Annotated in this window: 13 protein-coding genes; 11 read left to right on the forward strand and 2 right to left on the reverse strand. The window is 71.4% G+C overall.

The annotated features are described in order from the left end of the window. Positions 1–342: 342 nt before the first annotated feature. From B9S58_RS29820 to B9S58_RS29840, 6 genes are all read left to right on the forward strand, one after another. Positions 343–1,446 carry a MarR family transcriptional regulator gene (locus B9S58_RS29820; RefSeq protein WP_103535050.1) on the forward strand — a complete coding sequence of 368 codons (1,104 nt, stop codon included), beginning with the start codon at positions 343–345 and terminating at the stop codon, positions 1,444–1,446. Between the two features lie 952 nt (positions 1,447–2,398). Beyond that, entirely contained in the window at positions 2,399–2,563 is a 165-nt protein-coding gene (locus tag B9S58_RS38265; RefSeq protein WP_181009505.1) for a hypothetical protein, read from the forward strand. Between the two features lie 10 nt (positions 2,564–2,573). Further along, a complete protein-coding gene (locus B9S58_RS29825) occupies positions 2,574–2,867 on the forward strand; it encodes a Dabb family protein (protein ID WP_103535064.1) in 294 nt (97 codons plus the stop codon). A 198-nt stretch (positions 2,868–3,065) separates the two neighbouring features. Next, positions 3,066–3,926: an RNA polymerase sigma factor SigF gene (locus tag B9S58_RS29830; protein ID WP_103535065.1), complete on the forward strand. Its 861-nt coding sequence runs from the start codon at positions 3,066–3,068 to the stop codon at positions 3,924–3,926. Between the two features lie 234 nt (positions 3,927–4,160). Next, the gene (locus tag B9S58_RS29835; protein WP_103535066.1) at positions 4,161–5,027 is read left to right on the forward strand and encodes an RNA polymerase sigma factor SigF; all 867 of its coding nucleotides are present in this window, start codon (positions 4,161–4,163) and stop codon (positions 5,025–5,027) included. Positions 5,028–5,121: 94 nt separating this feature from the next. Then, the gene (locus B9S58_RS29840) at positions 5,122–6,006 is read left to right on the forward strand and encodes a hypothetical protein (protein WP_103535067.1); all 885 of its coding nucleotides are present in this window, start codon (positions 5,122–5,124) and stop codon (positions 6,004–6,006) included. 203 nt (positions 6,007–6,209) lie between these two features. On the opposite strand, the gene B9S58_RS29845 is transcribed toward B9S58_RS29840, so the two are convergent. Then, positions 6,210–6,425, reverse strand: coding sequence for a hypothetical protein (locus tag B9S58_RS29845; protein ID WP_103535068.1), 216 nt, complete (start codon positions 6,423–6,425; stop codon positions 6,210–6,212). 225 nt (positions 6,426–6,650) lie between these two features. On the opposite strand from B9S58_RS29845, the gene B9S58_RS29850 reads away from it, so the two are divergent. The 5 genes from B9S58_RS29850 to B9S58_RS29870 all read left to right on the forward strand — a co-directional run bounded on the left by B9S58_RS29850 (position 6,651) and on the right by B9S58_RS29870 (position 12,592). Continuing rightward, on the forward strand, positions 6,651–7,163 hold the full coding sequence (locus B9S58_RS29850) for a MarR family winged helix-turn-helix transcriptional regulator (RefSeq protein WP_103535071.1): 513 nt from the start codon (positions 6,651–6,653) through the stop codon (positions 7,161–7,163). Between the two features lie 31 nt (positions 7,164–7,194). Beyond that, positions 7,195–9,795: an MFS transporter gene (locus tag B9S58_RS29855; RefSeq protein WP_103535069.1), complete on the forward strand. Its 2,601-nt coding sequence runs from the start codon at positions 7,195–7,197 to the stop codon at positions 9,793–9,795. Positions 9,796–10,042: 247 nt separating this feature from the next. Further along, the gene (locus B9S58_RS29860) at positions 10,043–10,858 is read left to right on the forward strand and encodes a YceI family protein (RefSeq protein ID WP_103535070.1); all 816 of its coding nucleotides are present in this window, start codon (positions 10,043–10,045) and stop codon (positions 10,856–10,858) included. A gap of 89 nt (positions 10,859–10,947) precedes the next feature. Continuing rightward, entirely contained in the window at positions 10,948–11,418 is a 471-nt protein-coding gene (locus B9S58_RS29865; protein ID WP_103535072.1) for a PPOX class F420-dependent oxidoreductase, read from the forward strand. Positions 11,419–11,425: 7 nt separating this feature from the next. Then, a complete protein-coding gene (locus tag B9S58_RS29870) occupies positions 11,426–12,592 on the forward strand; it encodes an NAD(P)-dependent oxidoreductase (RefSeq protein WP_258045130.1) in 1,167 nt (388 codons plus the stop codon). A 19-nt stretch (positions 12,593–12,611) separates the two neighbouring features. Here the strand turns inward: B9S58_RS29870 and B9S58_RS29875 are convergent, their stop codons facing one another. Then, positions 12,612–13,490, reverse strand: coding sequence for a TetR/AcrR family transcriptional regulator (locus B9S58_RS29875; RefSeq protein WP_258045131.1), 879 nt, complete (start codon positions 13,488–13,490; stop codon positions 12,612–12,614). Positions 13,491–13,790: the final 300 nt, after the last annotated feature.

Genomic DNA, 13,790 nt, shown 5'->3' on the forward strand with positions numbered 1-13,790 from the left:
GGGTGGGGCTCCGGCCCGAAGCTCGGGTGCCGGGACTCGGGCGTCGGGATGCGGGACCCGGGGTTCGAGCGCCTTCTCTAACCGGCGGGTAGATGCAGGGGGGTTGGGAAAACCTCCCCCACCTCCCCACCCTCGTCACGGCGAGCAAGTATGACTAATCGTGACAGCTTGCGGCGCAGCGTCACGACTGCTTACGGTGCGAGAACCAATCGACCCCGACGCGGTGTTGCCACACCAGGCCGGGGTCTCACCGCAAGATCGATCACCCAGAAGGACGATCCCGTGGCTACCCAGCAGCCTAGCTCCGCCCCGCCCGCCCCCGCACTCTCCGCCGCGTACCCGATGGCCAAGCCCGGGTACGGCAAACGCACGGCTCCCGATCAACAGGCACCTACGCGCGAAGATTTCGCCCTGCTGCCGACGCGTGAGCGGTATGTCGCCGGGTTCGTCGACCACCTCCCCGAGGGGGCGGCGATGAGCGTGAAGCAGCTCGCCAAGCAGCTCCCGCTCTACGGCCAGCAGGCCATCTCCACCGCCCTGACCGCCCTGTCCGTCGCCGGGCACCTGCGACGCGTACGGTGCCCCGTCAGCGACGGCGACGAGACGCGCTGGGTCTTCCGCACCTTCTGGTCCAGCACCGCCCACGACAACGAGTGGTGGAACACCTACCTCGCCACCGAGAAGGCCGCCCGGACCGCCAACTCCGCACCGGACACCCCGACCCCCGACACGGCGACCCCGGCCACGGCGACCCCGCCGCCGTGGGTCCCGGCCGAGGAACCGCCGCCGCCCGCGCCGGAGGGCCCCGGTGCGGACCAGGCCCCCGGATGCCCCGCCGTACCGCAGCAGCGCACCCCGCACCAGAGGCCGGACGACGAGCCCGCGCCGCCCCTTCCGCCCACCCCGAGCGCGGCCCCCGCGCCGCCCGTCCCGTGCGCGGTCTCCGAGACGCCCGCAACGCCCATGACGCCCCGCACCTTCGTAGCCGGTCCTTCCCCGGCCTACCTGGCCCTGGCCCGCCTGGGCCGCGACGACCACCGCCTCGCCCTCTCCGCCGACGACTGCGCCGCCCTCGAACCACAAGCGGCCCAGTGGCTCGCCCGGGGCGTCACCGTCGACTACCTGACCAGCGCCCTCACCGCAGGACTCCCCACCAGGGTCGACAGCCCTGCCGGCCTGATCCGCCGCCGCCTCACCGACAAGATCCCACCCCGACTGCCCACCGAAAGCGCCCAAACCGTCACCCTCGCCCCACCGCGCCGCATCCTCATGGAATGCACCGACTGCGGCCGCCCCGGCCCCCCGGAGGCCCTCCCCGACGGCCTCTGCCACCCCTGCCGCACCACCCACCACTCCACGGCCACCGAGGAACCGGAGCACCCCGCCGGGATCGCCGACATCAAGGCACACATGGCCAACCTCCGCGACCTGCTCAAACCCGTCTGAACCCGAGCGCCACAATCACCTCACACCCCCAACCGACAGAAGCCGGTGGCGAACCGTGCGAAAGGCGACCGAACCTCCCGCATGGCAGCCATGCGCCTCCGTGAGATCCCGGACACGACGACGAACGCCCTTCCTCTTCCGGAGAACGAGATACCGCACGCGGCCGGCGAAGGGCAGAATCATCCCTGTGACATGCCCAGCTTCAGGCCGGGACGGTTTGCCACACCGGGGAGATATGTCCGTTTCTCAAGAAGTGGGTAAAAACAGCCCCTCGGGCACATAAACCCGCAGGTCACGAACCATGGTCCCCGCGCACGCGGGGATGGTCCCGCCCGCACTCTCGTGGCCCGGCACGAGGGCGGGTGGACCCCGCGCATGCGGGGCTGGTCCCGGCGATGGATGAGCGTCTCGACTGGGCACGCCGTCGTCCCCGCGCGCGGGGCTCCTCACGGCCGGCCGCTCGACGTCGCACGCCGGCAACGGCCGGTCGCCACTCTCGGCGGTGCAGTGGGCAGCCGAACTCCCAGCCGCCTACGGTCAGGCGGTCTCCCCGAAAGGCAGGCAAGGCACACAGCAGAGCGCCCGCCCGCCGCACAGAGGGTGTGCGGCGGCCGGGCGCTCCGGGTCAGGTCGGGGGAAGCGGCGTCGGGGGACAAGCCGCTTCCCCCGGTGAGAACAGGGCCTGCCGGCCGTCCGTCGCGGTCAGGGGGTATCGCGCGGCGGTGGCCCCACAGAGAGGCCCTGTTCCGGCCCTCCGGGTCCTGCCTGGTCCCGTCGGGCTCGGTATCCATCCTGCCGGGCGACAGGAGCCACGAGACCGGGCAAAAGGCCCCGATGGCAGGGACATAGGTCCTTAAAGGGCGCGTCAGTGATCGGAAACGGCCACCGGATACGGCCATCCGTGCGGATACAATCACCCGATCGCACATGGGGTCGACGGGGAGGCAGGATTGTGGCCAAGGCAAAGACGATCATGATCTACCTAGTGGTGATCTTCGTGCTGTACACGATCATCATGTCTCCGCAGCGGGCCGCCGAACTGGTCCAGGTAGGGTTCGAAGGCATTTCCACCGCCGCGCAGAGCGTCGGTGACTTCATGTCAGAACTGGTGAAGTAGGAGACGAGCGATGATCCGCCACCTGGTCCTCTTCAAGCTCAACGAGGGCGTCGAGCGCGACGACCCGCGGGTCGTCGCCGGGGACCGGGCCTTCCGGGAGCTGGCGGGGCAGGTCCCCGGGCTGGAGTTCTGGGAGTGCGCCTGGAACATCACCGACCGGCCGATCGCGTACGACTACGCCATCAACTCCGCGGTCGCCGACGAGGACGCACTCAAGCGGTACATCGAGCACCCGGCCCACCAGGCCGCCGCGGGACAGTGGCGGGAGTTCGCCACTTGGGTGATCGCCGACTACCCCTTCTGACACCTCCGCGTCGCCGGTTCGTCCCGGTTCCGCTGGCCCCCCGCCGTTGAGGCGGGGGGTTTCTCTGTCCTGTTTAAACCTTTTCGACCTCAACACGGCATTATGCGGTGCTTGCACACAGTGGACATGTCTTGTGATGCTATGACCGCTTTTGACGGATGAATTGACCGTAGTTGACCGCGAAGGGGTGGCGTCACCGTGTCGGCCAGTACAGCGCCTCAAGTGCCTCCCCAGACCGTCCAGACGGAGGACATCCAGACCGAGACCCCGGACCCCTCGGCCAGGCCCGCCAGGACCCGCGGGGCCGACACCAGGGCGCTCACCCAGGTCCTCTTCGGCCAGTTCAAGAACCTGGAGCCGGGCACTCCGGAACACCGCCGGGTCCGGTCAGCCCTCATCGAGGCGAACCTCCCCCTCGTGCGGTACGCCGCAGCGCGGTTCCGCAGTCGCAACGAGCCGATGGAGGACGTCGTCCAGGTCGGCACGATCGGCCTGATCAACGCCATCGACCGGTTCGACCCGGAGCGCGGGGTCCAGTTCCCCACCTTCGCGATGCCCACCGTCGTCGGCGAGATCAAACGTTACTTTCGTGACAACGTGCGCACTGTCCACGTACCCCGCCGGCTGCACGAACTCTGGGTCCAGGTCACCGGGGCCACCGAGGACCTGACGACCGCTCACGGCCGGTCCCCGACCACCGCCGAGATCGCCGAGCGGCTGAAGATCTCCGAGGACGAGGTGCTCGCCTGTATCGAGGCGGGGCGCTCGTACCACGCCACCTCGCTGGAGGCGGCCCAGGAGGGCGACGGGCTGCCCGGGCTCCTCGACCGGCTCGGCTACGAGGACCCCGCGCTCGCGGGCGTCGAGCACCGCGATCTCGTCCGGCACCTCCTCGTCCAGCTCCCCGAGCGCGAGCAGCGCATCCTTCTTCTGCGCTACTACAGCAACTTGACCCAGTCTCAGATCAGCGCGGAACTGGGGGTCTCCCAGATGCATGTGTCAAGGCTTCTCGCCAGAAGTTTCGCCCGACTGAGATCCGCAAACAGGATCGAGGCGTAACCGGAACGGGTAGACCCTCCAGAGAGCAGTTCTGACGGCATAAAAGGGCTACACCCCCTGTTTCCAGGGCGGATTCGGCTCTGACTTGTCGACATGTCACTACAGCGTGTTGCCGACATGTGACATTCTGCTCGAAGCGCGTTTGCCGCAGCCCCGCCTCCGGTATTCAGGTGGAGGCTGCGTTCCTCCGATGGTCGCGGCCACCGCGACCGTCCGCGACCTCAAGGGGGTGGCATGTCCGAAGAACAGGGCAGCTCGAAGGTGCTCACGCTCACGAAGAGCGTGCCGGAACCCGCCGTGCTCACCAGCTCACCGGAAGCCATCGACACCCGCACGCTGTCCCGCTCCCTGTTCCTGCGGCTCGCCGCGCTCGGCCCCGCCTCGGGGCCCGAGGGAACGGACAGTCCGGAGCGGACCTATGTGCGGGACACACTGATCGAGCTGAACCTCCCGCTGGTGCGGTACGCCGCGGCGCGGTTCCGCAGCCGCAACGAACCGATGGAGGACATCGTCCAGGTCGGCACGATCGGCCTGATCAAGGCGATCGACCGGTTCGACTGCGAACGGGGCGTGGAATTCCCCACGTTCGCGATGCCCACCGTCGTCGGCGAGATCAAACGCTTCTTCCGCGACACCTCCTGGTCCGTGCGGGTACCCCGCCGCCTCCAGGAGTTGCGGCTCGCGCTGACCAAGACCAGCGACGAGCTCGCGCAGAAGCTCGACCGCTCGCCGACCGTCCCGGAGCTGGCCCGCGCGCTCGGGGTCTCCGAGGAGGACGTGGTCGACGGTCTCGCCGTCGGCAACGCCTACACCGCCTCCTCCCTGGACTCCCCCTCCCCCGAGGACGACGGCGGCGAGGGCTCTCTCGCCGACCGCCTCGGGTACGAGGACACGGCGCTGGAAGGCGTCGAGTACCGCGAGTCCCTCAAGCCGCTGCTGGCCAAGCTCGCCCCGCGCGAGCGGCAGATCATCATGCTGCGGTTCTTCGCGAACATGACGCAGTCACAGATCGGCGAGGAGGTCGGCATCTCCCAGATGCACGTCTCCCGGCTGCTGACCCGCACACTCGCACAGCTCAGGGAAGGGCTCATCGCCGACTGAGCCCGGGACAGGACCGTGGGTCCGTCGGTCCGTCGGTCCGTCAGACCCGTGCACGAGGGTTCAGATTTGACGGTGCGTCAGACACACTGGCGCGATGCGACGTCGGACACGTCAGACCCCGCGGTCCCGCCCGGCACACGCCCCGACCGGCAGCCGAGGCAGCACCATCGCCGCCTCGGCTGCCGCGCTGTGTCTGGGCACCGGCCTCCTGACCGGCTGCGGGAGCGGGCCGGGAGACGGTTACGTGGCCGTGGGCGCGGCGGCCGAAGGCTCGGGGAGCTCCTCGGGCGGGGACGGACGGCCTTCGGGCAAGGTGACGCTCACCCCCCTCGACGGGGGTGGGAGTGACGGGAACGGTGACCGGGGCGGCAGCGGTACGCCCCCTCCCCCGTCCTCGCCCTCCTCCCCGTCCCCGGGTGCGAGCGAGTCCGGGCGTGCTCCGGACGGGCCCGGTGGGGCGCGTCCGCAGACGCCGGGCGGCCAGGGGGGCGGTTCACACGACGGGGCGGATGCGAATCCCTCGGAGCCCTCAAAGCCCTCGGAGCCCGGCCCCGGATCCGGGTCTCCGTCGGCCGACGGACCCGGGACCCCCGCCCCGGGCGGCGGCACCCCCGGCACCCCCGGCACCCCCGGCACCCCCGGCACCCCGAAGCCTCCCCCACCGCCCGCGACCCCGGCCGCCCTGAAGCTGAGCGCCCCGCAGCGCGCGGCGGCGGACAAACGGTGGTGCGAGAAGGTGACCGTGGAGTTCCGCAACACCGGCGGCACCCCGGCGCGCTCGGGGACCGTCACCTTCGCCACGCACATCATCGGCGCCCTCGGCGTCGACTGGGCGACCATCACCTCGTCCCAGCCCCTGCCCACCCCGATCGGCGCGGGTTCGGCGCGCTCGGAGACGTACACCGTCTGCGTGGAGTCCTGGCGGGTCCCGTGGGGGATGCGCGTCGAGACACAGGACGTCTTCGCCGTGTGGAAGTGACCCGGGCCGAAGGGGAGTGACCCCGGCCCGCCCACGAGTACCCGTGCCGGGGCCGGTGAGGAGAGCAGGCGCCCGGGGCCTGAACGTACGAAGGCCGCCCGGGGCGGAGCGGCGGCCGACTGTCGCGGCTCCGCTGCCCGTCCCCGTGCGGCCGGATCGTACGCTCGTACTGTCATACGGTCGTGCTGTCGTGCTGTCGTGGGTCAGCCCAGTGCGAGCCAGGCCACCGCGCCGAGGACGACGACGACCGCGATCACCGCCGCGATCACCCCGGTTCTCGGCCCGGACGAGGTCACTGCGGGCTGCTGCCGGCGCTGCGGCTCACCCTCGTCGACGAAGGCGCGGAACATCTGCGTGCTGCCCGCCGGATCGGGGTTGCCCTCGGGGCCCGGCTGAGGGGCGTGGGGGTTGTGTGCCATGGAGCAGGACCCTAGCGAACCCGGGCCCCCGGCCCAACCCCCGGGGCCGCCCGGCACCCCGCCCGACCTGCGGCGGCGGACGCGGAGACCGGGCTTGACCTCGACCCTACGGAGGCTTTTGTGTTCCTTTACCCCTGCAAGGCCATTTTCGTTTGCCTGTAGCAACCAATGGCTTCTATCGTTGCCCTAAGCAACAACATAGTCGTGAACGTGCTGGGGGTTCCCGTGGCCGCACGGAGTAGTTACGAGGAACTGGCCCGGCAGCTCAGCGCCGTCGGGGCCGTCAAAAGGGGGCTGTCCCGAGCTCTGCCGCCCGAGTGTCCCGCCGGATCCGCCGCCGTACTGACCCTCCTGGACCGGCACGGCGAGATGCGGATCAGCCGGCTCGCCGAGCTGCTGTCCGTGGACATGTCGGTGACCAGCCGCCATGTGGCCCATGTGGCCGATCGCGGCTGGATCGAACGGTCTCCGGACCCGGCGGACAAGCGGTCCCGCATCCTCCGGCTGACCCCCGGCGGGCACGAGCAGCTCGACGAGCTGACCCGGCGGACCACCGAGGTGTTCGCCCACAACCTCCAGGACTGGTCCGACGACGACGTCGGCCGGCTCATCGCACTGCTGTCCCGGCTGCGCGACAGCTTCGCCTGTCGCGGATCCGGCGGCTGCGTCCCCGGAAGCCACACCGGCGAGTGCAGGACCCGCCTCGGCGACGAGGCTCACACCCGTACACCTGTGTAACAGAAGCGAATACGCACGGATAAGGAACTCAATGGCTACGACCACACCCACCGGTGTGCGGGGCGGCCACGCCAAGCACGGAGGGCACGGGGGCGCCACCACCTCCGACGCCTCCGACGGTACGCCGATGACGCACCGGCAGATCATGGAGGCGCTGGCCGGGCTGCTGCTCGGGATGTTCGTCGCGATCCTGTCGTCGACGGTCGTCTCCAACGCCCTGCCCGAGATCATCTCCGACCTCGGCGGCGGCCAGAGCGCCTACACCTGGGTCGTGACGGCCTCGCTGCTGGCCATGACCGCCACCACCCCGCTCTGGGGCAAGCTCTCGGACCTCTTCAGCAAGAAGCTGCTGGTCCAGATAGCCCTGATCATCTACGTCCTGGGCTCGGTCGTCGCCGGTCTGTCGACCAGCAGCGGCATGCTCATCGCCTGCCGGGTCGTCCAGGGCATCGGCGTCGGTGGTCTCTCCGCCCTCGCGCAGATCGTGATGGCCGCGATGATCGCCCCGCGCGAGCGCGGCCGCTACAGCGGCTACCTGGGCGCGGTCTTCGCCGTCGCCACCGTCGGCGGTCCGCTGCTCGGCGGCGTCATCACCGACACCAGCTGGATGGGCTGGCGCTGGTGCTTCTACGTGGGCGTGCCGTTCGCGATCATCGCGCTGATCGTGCTCCAGAAGACCCTGAAGCTCCCGGTCGTGAAGCGCGAGGGCGTCAAGGTCGACTGGACCGGCGCGTTCTTCATCAGCGCCGCCGTCTCCCTGCTGCTGGTCTGGGTGACCTTCGCGGGCGACAAGTACGACTGGCTGTCGTGGCAGACGTACGTGATGGTCGCGGGCTCGGTCCTGCTCGGCCTGCTCTTCGTCCTCGTCGAGTCGCGCGCCGCCGAACCGATCATCCCGCTGCGCCTCTTCCGTAACCGCACCATCACGCTGGCCTCGATCGCCTCGCTGTTCGTCGGCGTCGCGATGTTCGCGGGCACCGTCTTCTTCAGCCAGTACTTCCAGCTGGCGCGCGGCAAGTCGCCGACGATGTCCGGCGTGATGACCATCCCGATGATCGCTGGGCTCTTCCTCTCCTCGACCGTCTCCGGCCAGGTCATCACCAAGACCGGGCGCTGGAAGGCGTGGCTGGTCAGCGGCGGCTTCCTGGTCACGGCCGGGCTCGGGATGCTCGGCACGATCCGGTACGACACGGAGTACTGGCACGTCGCGGTCTTCATGTTCGTCATGGGCCTCGGCATCGGCATGATGATGCAGAACCTGGTCCTCGCCACGCAGAACCAGGTCGCTCCCGAGGACCTCGGTTCCGCGAGCTCCGTCGTCACCTTCTTCCGGTCCCTCGGCGGTGCGATCGGCGTCTCGGCACTGGGCGCGGTCCTGGGCAACCGGGTCACGCGGTACGTCAAGGACGGCATCGCCGACCTCGGCCCGGAGGGTGCGGCGTTCGGCCACGGCGGCACCGGCGGCGGGGGCATCCCCGACCTGGACAAGCTGCCCGAGCCCCTCCGCGTGGTCATGGAGACCGCGTACGGGCACGGCGTCGGCGACGTCTTCCTCTACGCCGCTCCGTGCGCGCTCGTGGCCTTCATCGTGACGATCTTCATCAAGGAGGTCGCGCTGAAGAGCAGCGCCGCCAACGACACCCTGGTCGATGCTCCGGCTGCCGTCGCTCCGCGTGCCGTCGACGCGGCCGAGGTCCCCGTGCCCGCCGCCGTCGGCGCGGCCGGTCCGGTCTCCGGGAGCGCGGCCGGGGGCACCCCGGTCGACACGACCGCCGCCGATGCTGACGCTGATACCGGTATCGATGCCGATGCCGGTGCCGGTGCCGGTGCCGGTGCCGGTGCCGGTGCCCCGTACGAGACCGTCCAGGGCACCCCCGTACACGGTGTGGTGCGCGGCGCCGAGGGTGCTCCGGTCGCCCGTGCGGCCGTCACCCTGATCTCGCTGGGCGGCCGGCAGCTCGGGCGCTCCGTGGCCCGGCCCGACGGCGGCTACACCCTGGACGCCCCCGGCTCCGGCAGCTATGTGCTGATCGCCTCCGCCGACGGCTTCCAGCCGCAGGCGTCCACGGTGGTCGTCGGCGAGGAGCCGCTGGCCTTCGACATCCTGCTGTCCGGTACGAGCGGACTGGCCGGAACCGTCAAGGCCGACGGGTCCGGCGCTCCGGTCGAGGGCTCGATGGTCATCGTGACCGACGTCCGCGGCGACGTACTGGCCACCGGCGCGTCCGGCCCGACTGGCGAGTTCGCCTTCGGCGAGCTGGTCCCGGGCTCCGTGACGGTCGCGGTCAGCGCGGCCGGCTTTCGTCCGCTGGCGCTGCCGGTGGAGATCGGCGGCCAGGGCGTCAGCCGCGTCGAGGCCGTTCTGCGGTCCGGCGCACTGGTCCAGGGCGTCGTGCGGGCCGGGTCCGCCCGGAGCCCGCTGGCCGACGCACGGGTCACGCTGATCGACGCGGCGGGCAACGTGGTCGCCACCGCGACGACCGGCGAGGACGGGGCGTACGCCTTCACCGACCTGGACGCGGGCGAGTACGCGGTCATCGCGACCGGCTACCCGCCGGTGGCCGGATCACTGACCGTCAGCGGTCCGGGAGTCGACGGTCACGACATCGAACTCGCCCACCCGGGTGAGTGACTGATCCCTCCGCCGCGCGCGCGTGGATCTGAAGGGAAGCGCACGAGCACGTGAAGGGATCGCGAAGACCCCTGGTCGGACGGCACTTTCAGCGGAGAGGCTGTCGCGACCGGGTGGAAGCGGGCCCCGGTGGCGGGTACGGCAGGCAGGGGACGGCCTGCCGCACCCGCCCCGGGGCCCGACTCATGTGGCCCCCGGGGTCCCCTCCGGGGGCCTGTGGGTCATCGAGCTAGGAGAGAGATACGGGATGGGACTTCGCGCACAGGTACGGACGCGGGACGGCTGGGCGGTCCAGCACGCCGTCGTGACGGTCACCGACATGACCGGCGCCCAGGTGCTGCGGGCCGCGGCCGACGAGGACGGGGCCGTCCGCACGGACGGTTCCCTGGCGGCCGGCGCGTACACGGTGATCGTCACGGCGGTCGGGTACGCCCCCGCCGCCTCCACCGCCCTCGTCACCGCGAGCGGCCGGATCGAGGGCGGCCAGATCGTTCTGGCCCGCCAGGGCGGGGTGGAGCTGCCGCCGCCGGGCGCCTGGTCGCTGGACCCCGCGCACTCCTCGGTCGGCGCGGTCGCCCAGCACCTGGGGATCTCCAGCGTGCACGGCCGCTTCACCGACTTCGGCGGCCGGATCCGGATCGCCGACGACATCTCCCGCTGCCGGGTCGACGCGGTGATCAGGGCGGCCAGCATCGACACCGGCAACGGGATGCGGGACAAGCATCTGCGCTCGCCGGACTTCCTGGACGTGGACCGGTACCCGGAGATCGCCTACAGCTCCACCGCACTGGCCCCGGCAGGACCCGACCGCTGGACCGTGCGCGGCGAACTGACCCTGCACGGCGTCTCCCGCCCCGTCGACCTGGACCTCAGCTACCTCGGCACCGGGCCCGACCCTTGGGGCGGGGTGCGCGCGGCCTTCCACGCCACCGCCGAACTGCGCCGCGACGACTTCGCGATGAACTACAACCAGGTCGTCCAGGCCGGCATCTCCGCGATCGGCACGACCCTGCGCGTGGAGCTGGACATCCAGGCGGTACAGGGCGATGCCCTGCCCGGCTAGGGCCGGTCGTCAAGCTGCCGGCTGCGCCCGGAGGGCGGCAGTCCGACGAACAGTCCCCGGCCGCCGGGCCCGGTCGTAGGGTGGTGGGCATGGCACCGAACATCGCGACCAACACCGCCGTGGAGCTCGACGCGTTGCTGGCGTTCGTACGCCCCCGGCACCGGGCGGTCCTGCTCACCACCCGGGCCGACGGCCGCCCCCAGGGCTCCCCGCTGACCTGCGGTGTGGACGACTCGGGGCGGATCGTCATGTCGACGTACCCCGAGCGCGCCAAGTCCCGCAACGCGCGCCGGGACGAGCGGGTCAGCGTGATCGTGCTGTCGGACGAGTGGGACGGGCCGTGGGTGCAGGTCGACGGTTCGGCGGAGGTCATCGACGCCCCGGACTCGGTCGAGCCGCTCGTCGAGTACTTCCGGAACATCTCGGGCGAGCATCCGGACTGGGACGAGTACCGGTCGGCGATGGTGAAGCAGGGCAAGTCGATCATCCGGGTCACCCCGGAACGCTGGGGCCCCGTCGCCACCGGCGGCTTCCCGGCCCGCCTGGCCCCCGGGAGCTGAGCCCGAGGTGACCGAGATGGCCGGGGCGACCGGGGAGACCGAAGAGACCAAGGCGATCGGGGAGACCGGACAGGCCAGGGCGACCGCGAGCACCGGGGCCGCCGCGCCGCGCGCAAGGGCAGCGAACACCGGGAGCGTGCCGCAGGTACCCGTCCCGGGGCAGGCCCACTCGGTCCTCGCGTACGGGCTGCCCGCGCCCGACGCCCTCGCGCGGGCCCGGCTGCTGGTCGCGCCCTCGCTGGACGGTGGCCTGGTGCGGGAGCTGGAGCGGGTCGCCGGGCGCCCGGCCGAACCCCTGACGGACGTCCCGCCGCCGTCCGACGTACCTCTTCTGTGCGTGGGCGGGACGCTGCCCGACGCGCTGCGGACGGACCGTCTGCTCTGGTTCCACAGCGTCAACGCCGGAACGGACCCGCTGCTCTCCGGTGGCTCCTGGCCCGCCCCCGCGCTCCTGACCCGGACCGTGGGCCGAATGGGCGAGCGGATGGCCCAGTACGTCCTGGCCTGGATGCTCGCCGAGGGCCAGGCCGTACCGGAGTTCACCGCCCAGCACGCCCGCGCGCACTGGGAGCGCCTCCCCTCGGAGCTCGTCGCCGGGCAGACCGCCCTGATCTACGGGACCGGCCGCATCGGCGCCGCTGTCGGGCGGCTGCTGGGGGCCTGCGGGGTGCGCACCGTCGGCGTCGCCCGCACGACGAGGTCCGGGCCCGCGCCGGGATCCGCCCGGGTGGTGCCGGGATCTGCCCGGGTGGTGCCGGGCTTCGACCGTGTGATCGGGGCCGCCGAGGACACCGGAGTGCTGGCCGAGGCCCGCTGGGTGATCTCCACCCTGCCGTTGACCGTGGCCACGGAGGGCTTCTTCGGGGCCGCCCGGTTCGCGGTGGTGCGCGGGGCGACGTTCGTCAACGTGGGGCGCGGCGCGACCGTGGACATGGCGGCGCTGGAGGCCGCGCTGCGGGACGGCCGGCTGCGGCGGGCCGTACTGGACGTGCTGCCGGCGGAGCCGGCCGCACCCGGGGACCCGGTGTGGAAGCTGCCCCGTACGGTCGTCACCTCGCACTCCTCGGGGATCACCACCGACGAGGACGTGGCCGTGGACTTCACCGCCTGCTGGGAGGCCGTGGCGGCGGGCCGACGGCCCGAGCTGACGGTGGACGTGGGGCGCGGCTACTGAGCGGTCCTCGGAGAAGCGCCTACTGAGCCGGTGCCCCGGTCCGGTCGCGCATCGTCTCGATGCCCGCGATCACCACGTCCACCGCGAAGACGAAATCCCGCTCGCGCATCTCCTCGACCGTGTCCCCGCCCCGGGCCGACATGATCTCGTCGGAGTACTCGCTGACCTCCCGCAGGTGCGGCTGCGCCCTGATCGTTCCCATCGCCTGCTGGTGGTACTCGTCCTGGGTGAGCCCGGTCGCGTCGCACCGCGCCTTGAAGTGGCCCTCGACGGTGCCGAATCCGTACACGAACTGGAAGACCGCCGAGAGCGCGCCCGCCTGCCGTTCCAGGGGCAGGCCGGTGGCCCGGATCACGTCCTGGACGGCGTACGAGAACAGCATGGAGTTCGGGCCGATGTTGAGGAAGGTCCCGGCCAGCGGAGAGATCCAGATGTGGCGGACGAGGAGCTCGCGGTAGCTGCGGGCCAGCTCCCGCAGCCGGTCCTGCCAGTCGGCGTCCTCGCGGGGCGGGGCGATCTCCGCGTAGACCGAGTCGAGCGCCAGTTCCAGGAGGTCGTCCTTGGTGTCGACGTACCAGTAAAGGGACATCGCGGTGACGTCCAGCTCGGCGGCGAGCCTGCGCATGGAGAACTTGGCGAGGCCGTCGGCGTCCAGCAGCCGCACCGACGCCTCGGTGATCCGGTTGCGGTCCAGCCCCGCCGGGGACTCCGACTTTCGGGAACGCGAGGGGGTCCGCCGGTCCAGCCATACGCTGGTCCGCGCTGCGCTGCTCGCACGGCCGGGCACGGACGCGGAGTCGGGCTCGGACACGAAGTCAGACCCAGAGTCGGACGCGGACGCTGAGTCAGACGCGGAGTCGGGCTCGGACGCGGACTCGGAGTCGGTCTCGGACACCATGGCGCACTCTCCTCGTCTTGCTCGGACCGCCCCACCGAGCTGTCCTGCCGGAAGGCGGGACCGGGCCGGTCCTGCCGGAAGAAGGCGGGACCTGGCGGGCCCTGCCGGAAGGGCGGCGTACCGGATGCTGACGGTCCGGTACGCACGTCTTCTCCGATGCTATGCCGCCGGTCCCGTCGCGTCCGACCGGTCCCCGGCCTTCTCCAGCCGGCCGGCCCGCTCGGCCGGGGCATCGCTCCCCGCCCCGGCGGCCGACGTCTCCGCCCGCTCGGCCCGGCGCAGCAGGAGCGCGGCGAGCAG

The organism is Streptomyces sp. SM11, from assembly GCF_002910905.1.
Classification (GTDB): domain Bacteria; phylum Actinomycetota; class Actinomycetes; order Streptomycetales; family Streptomycetaceae; genus Streptomyces.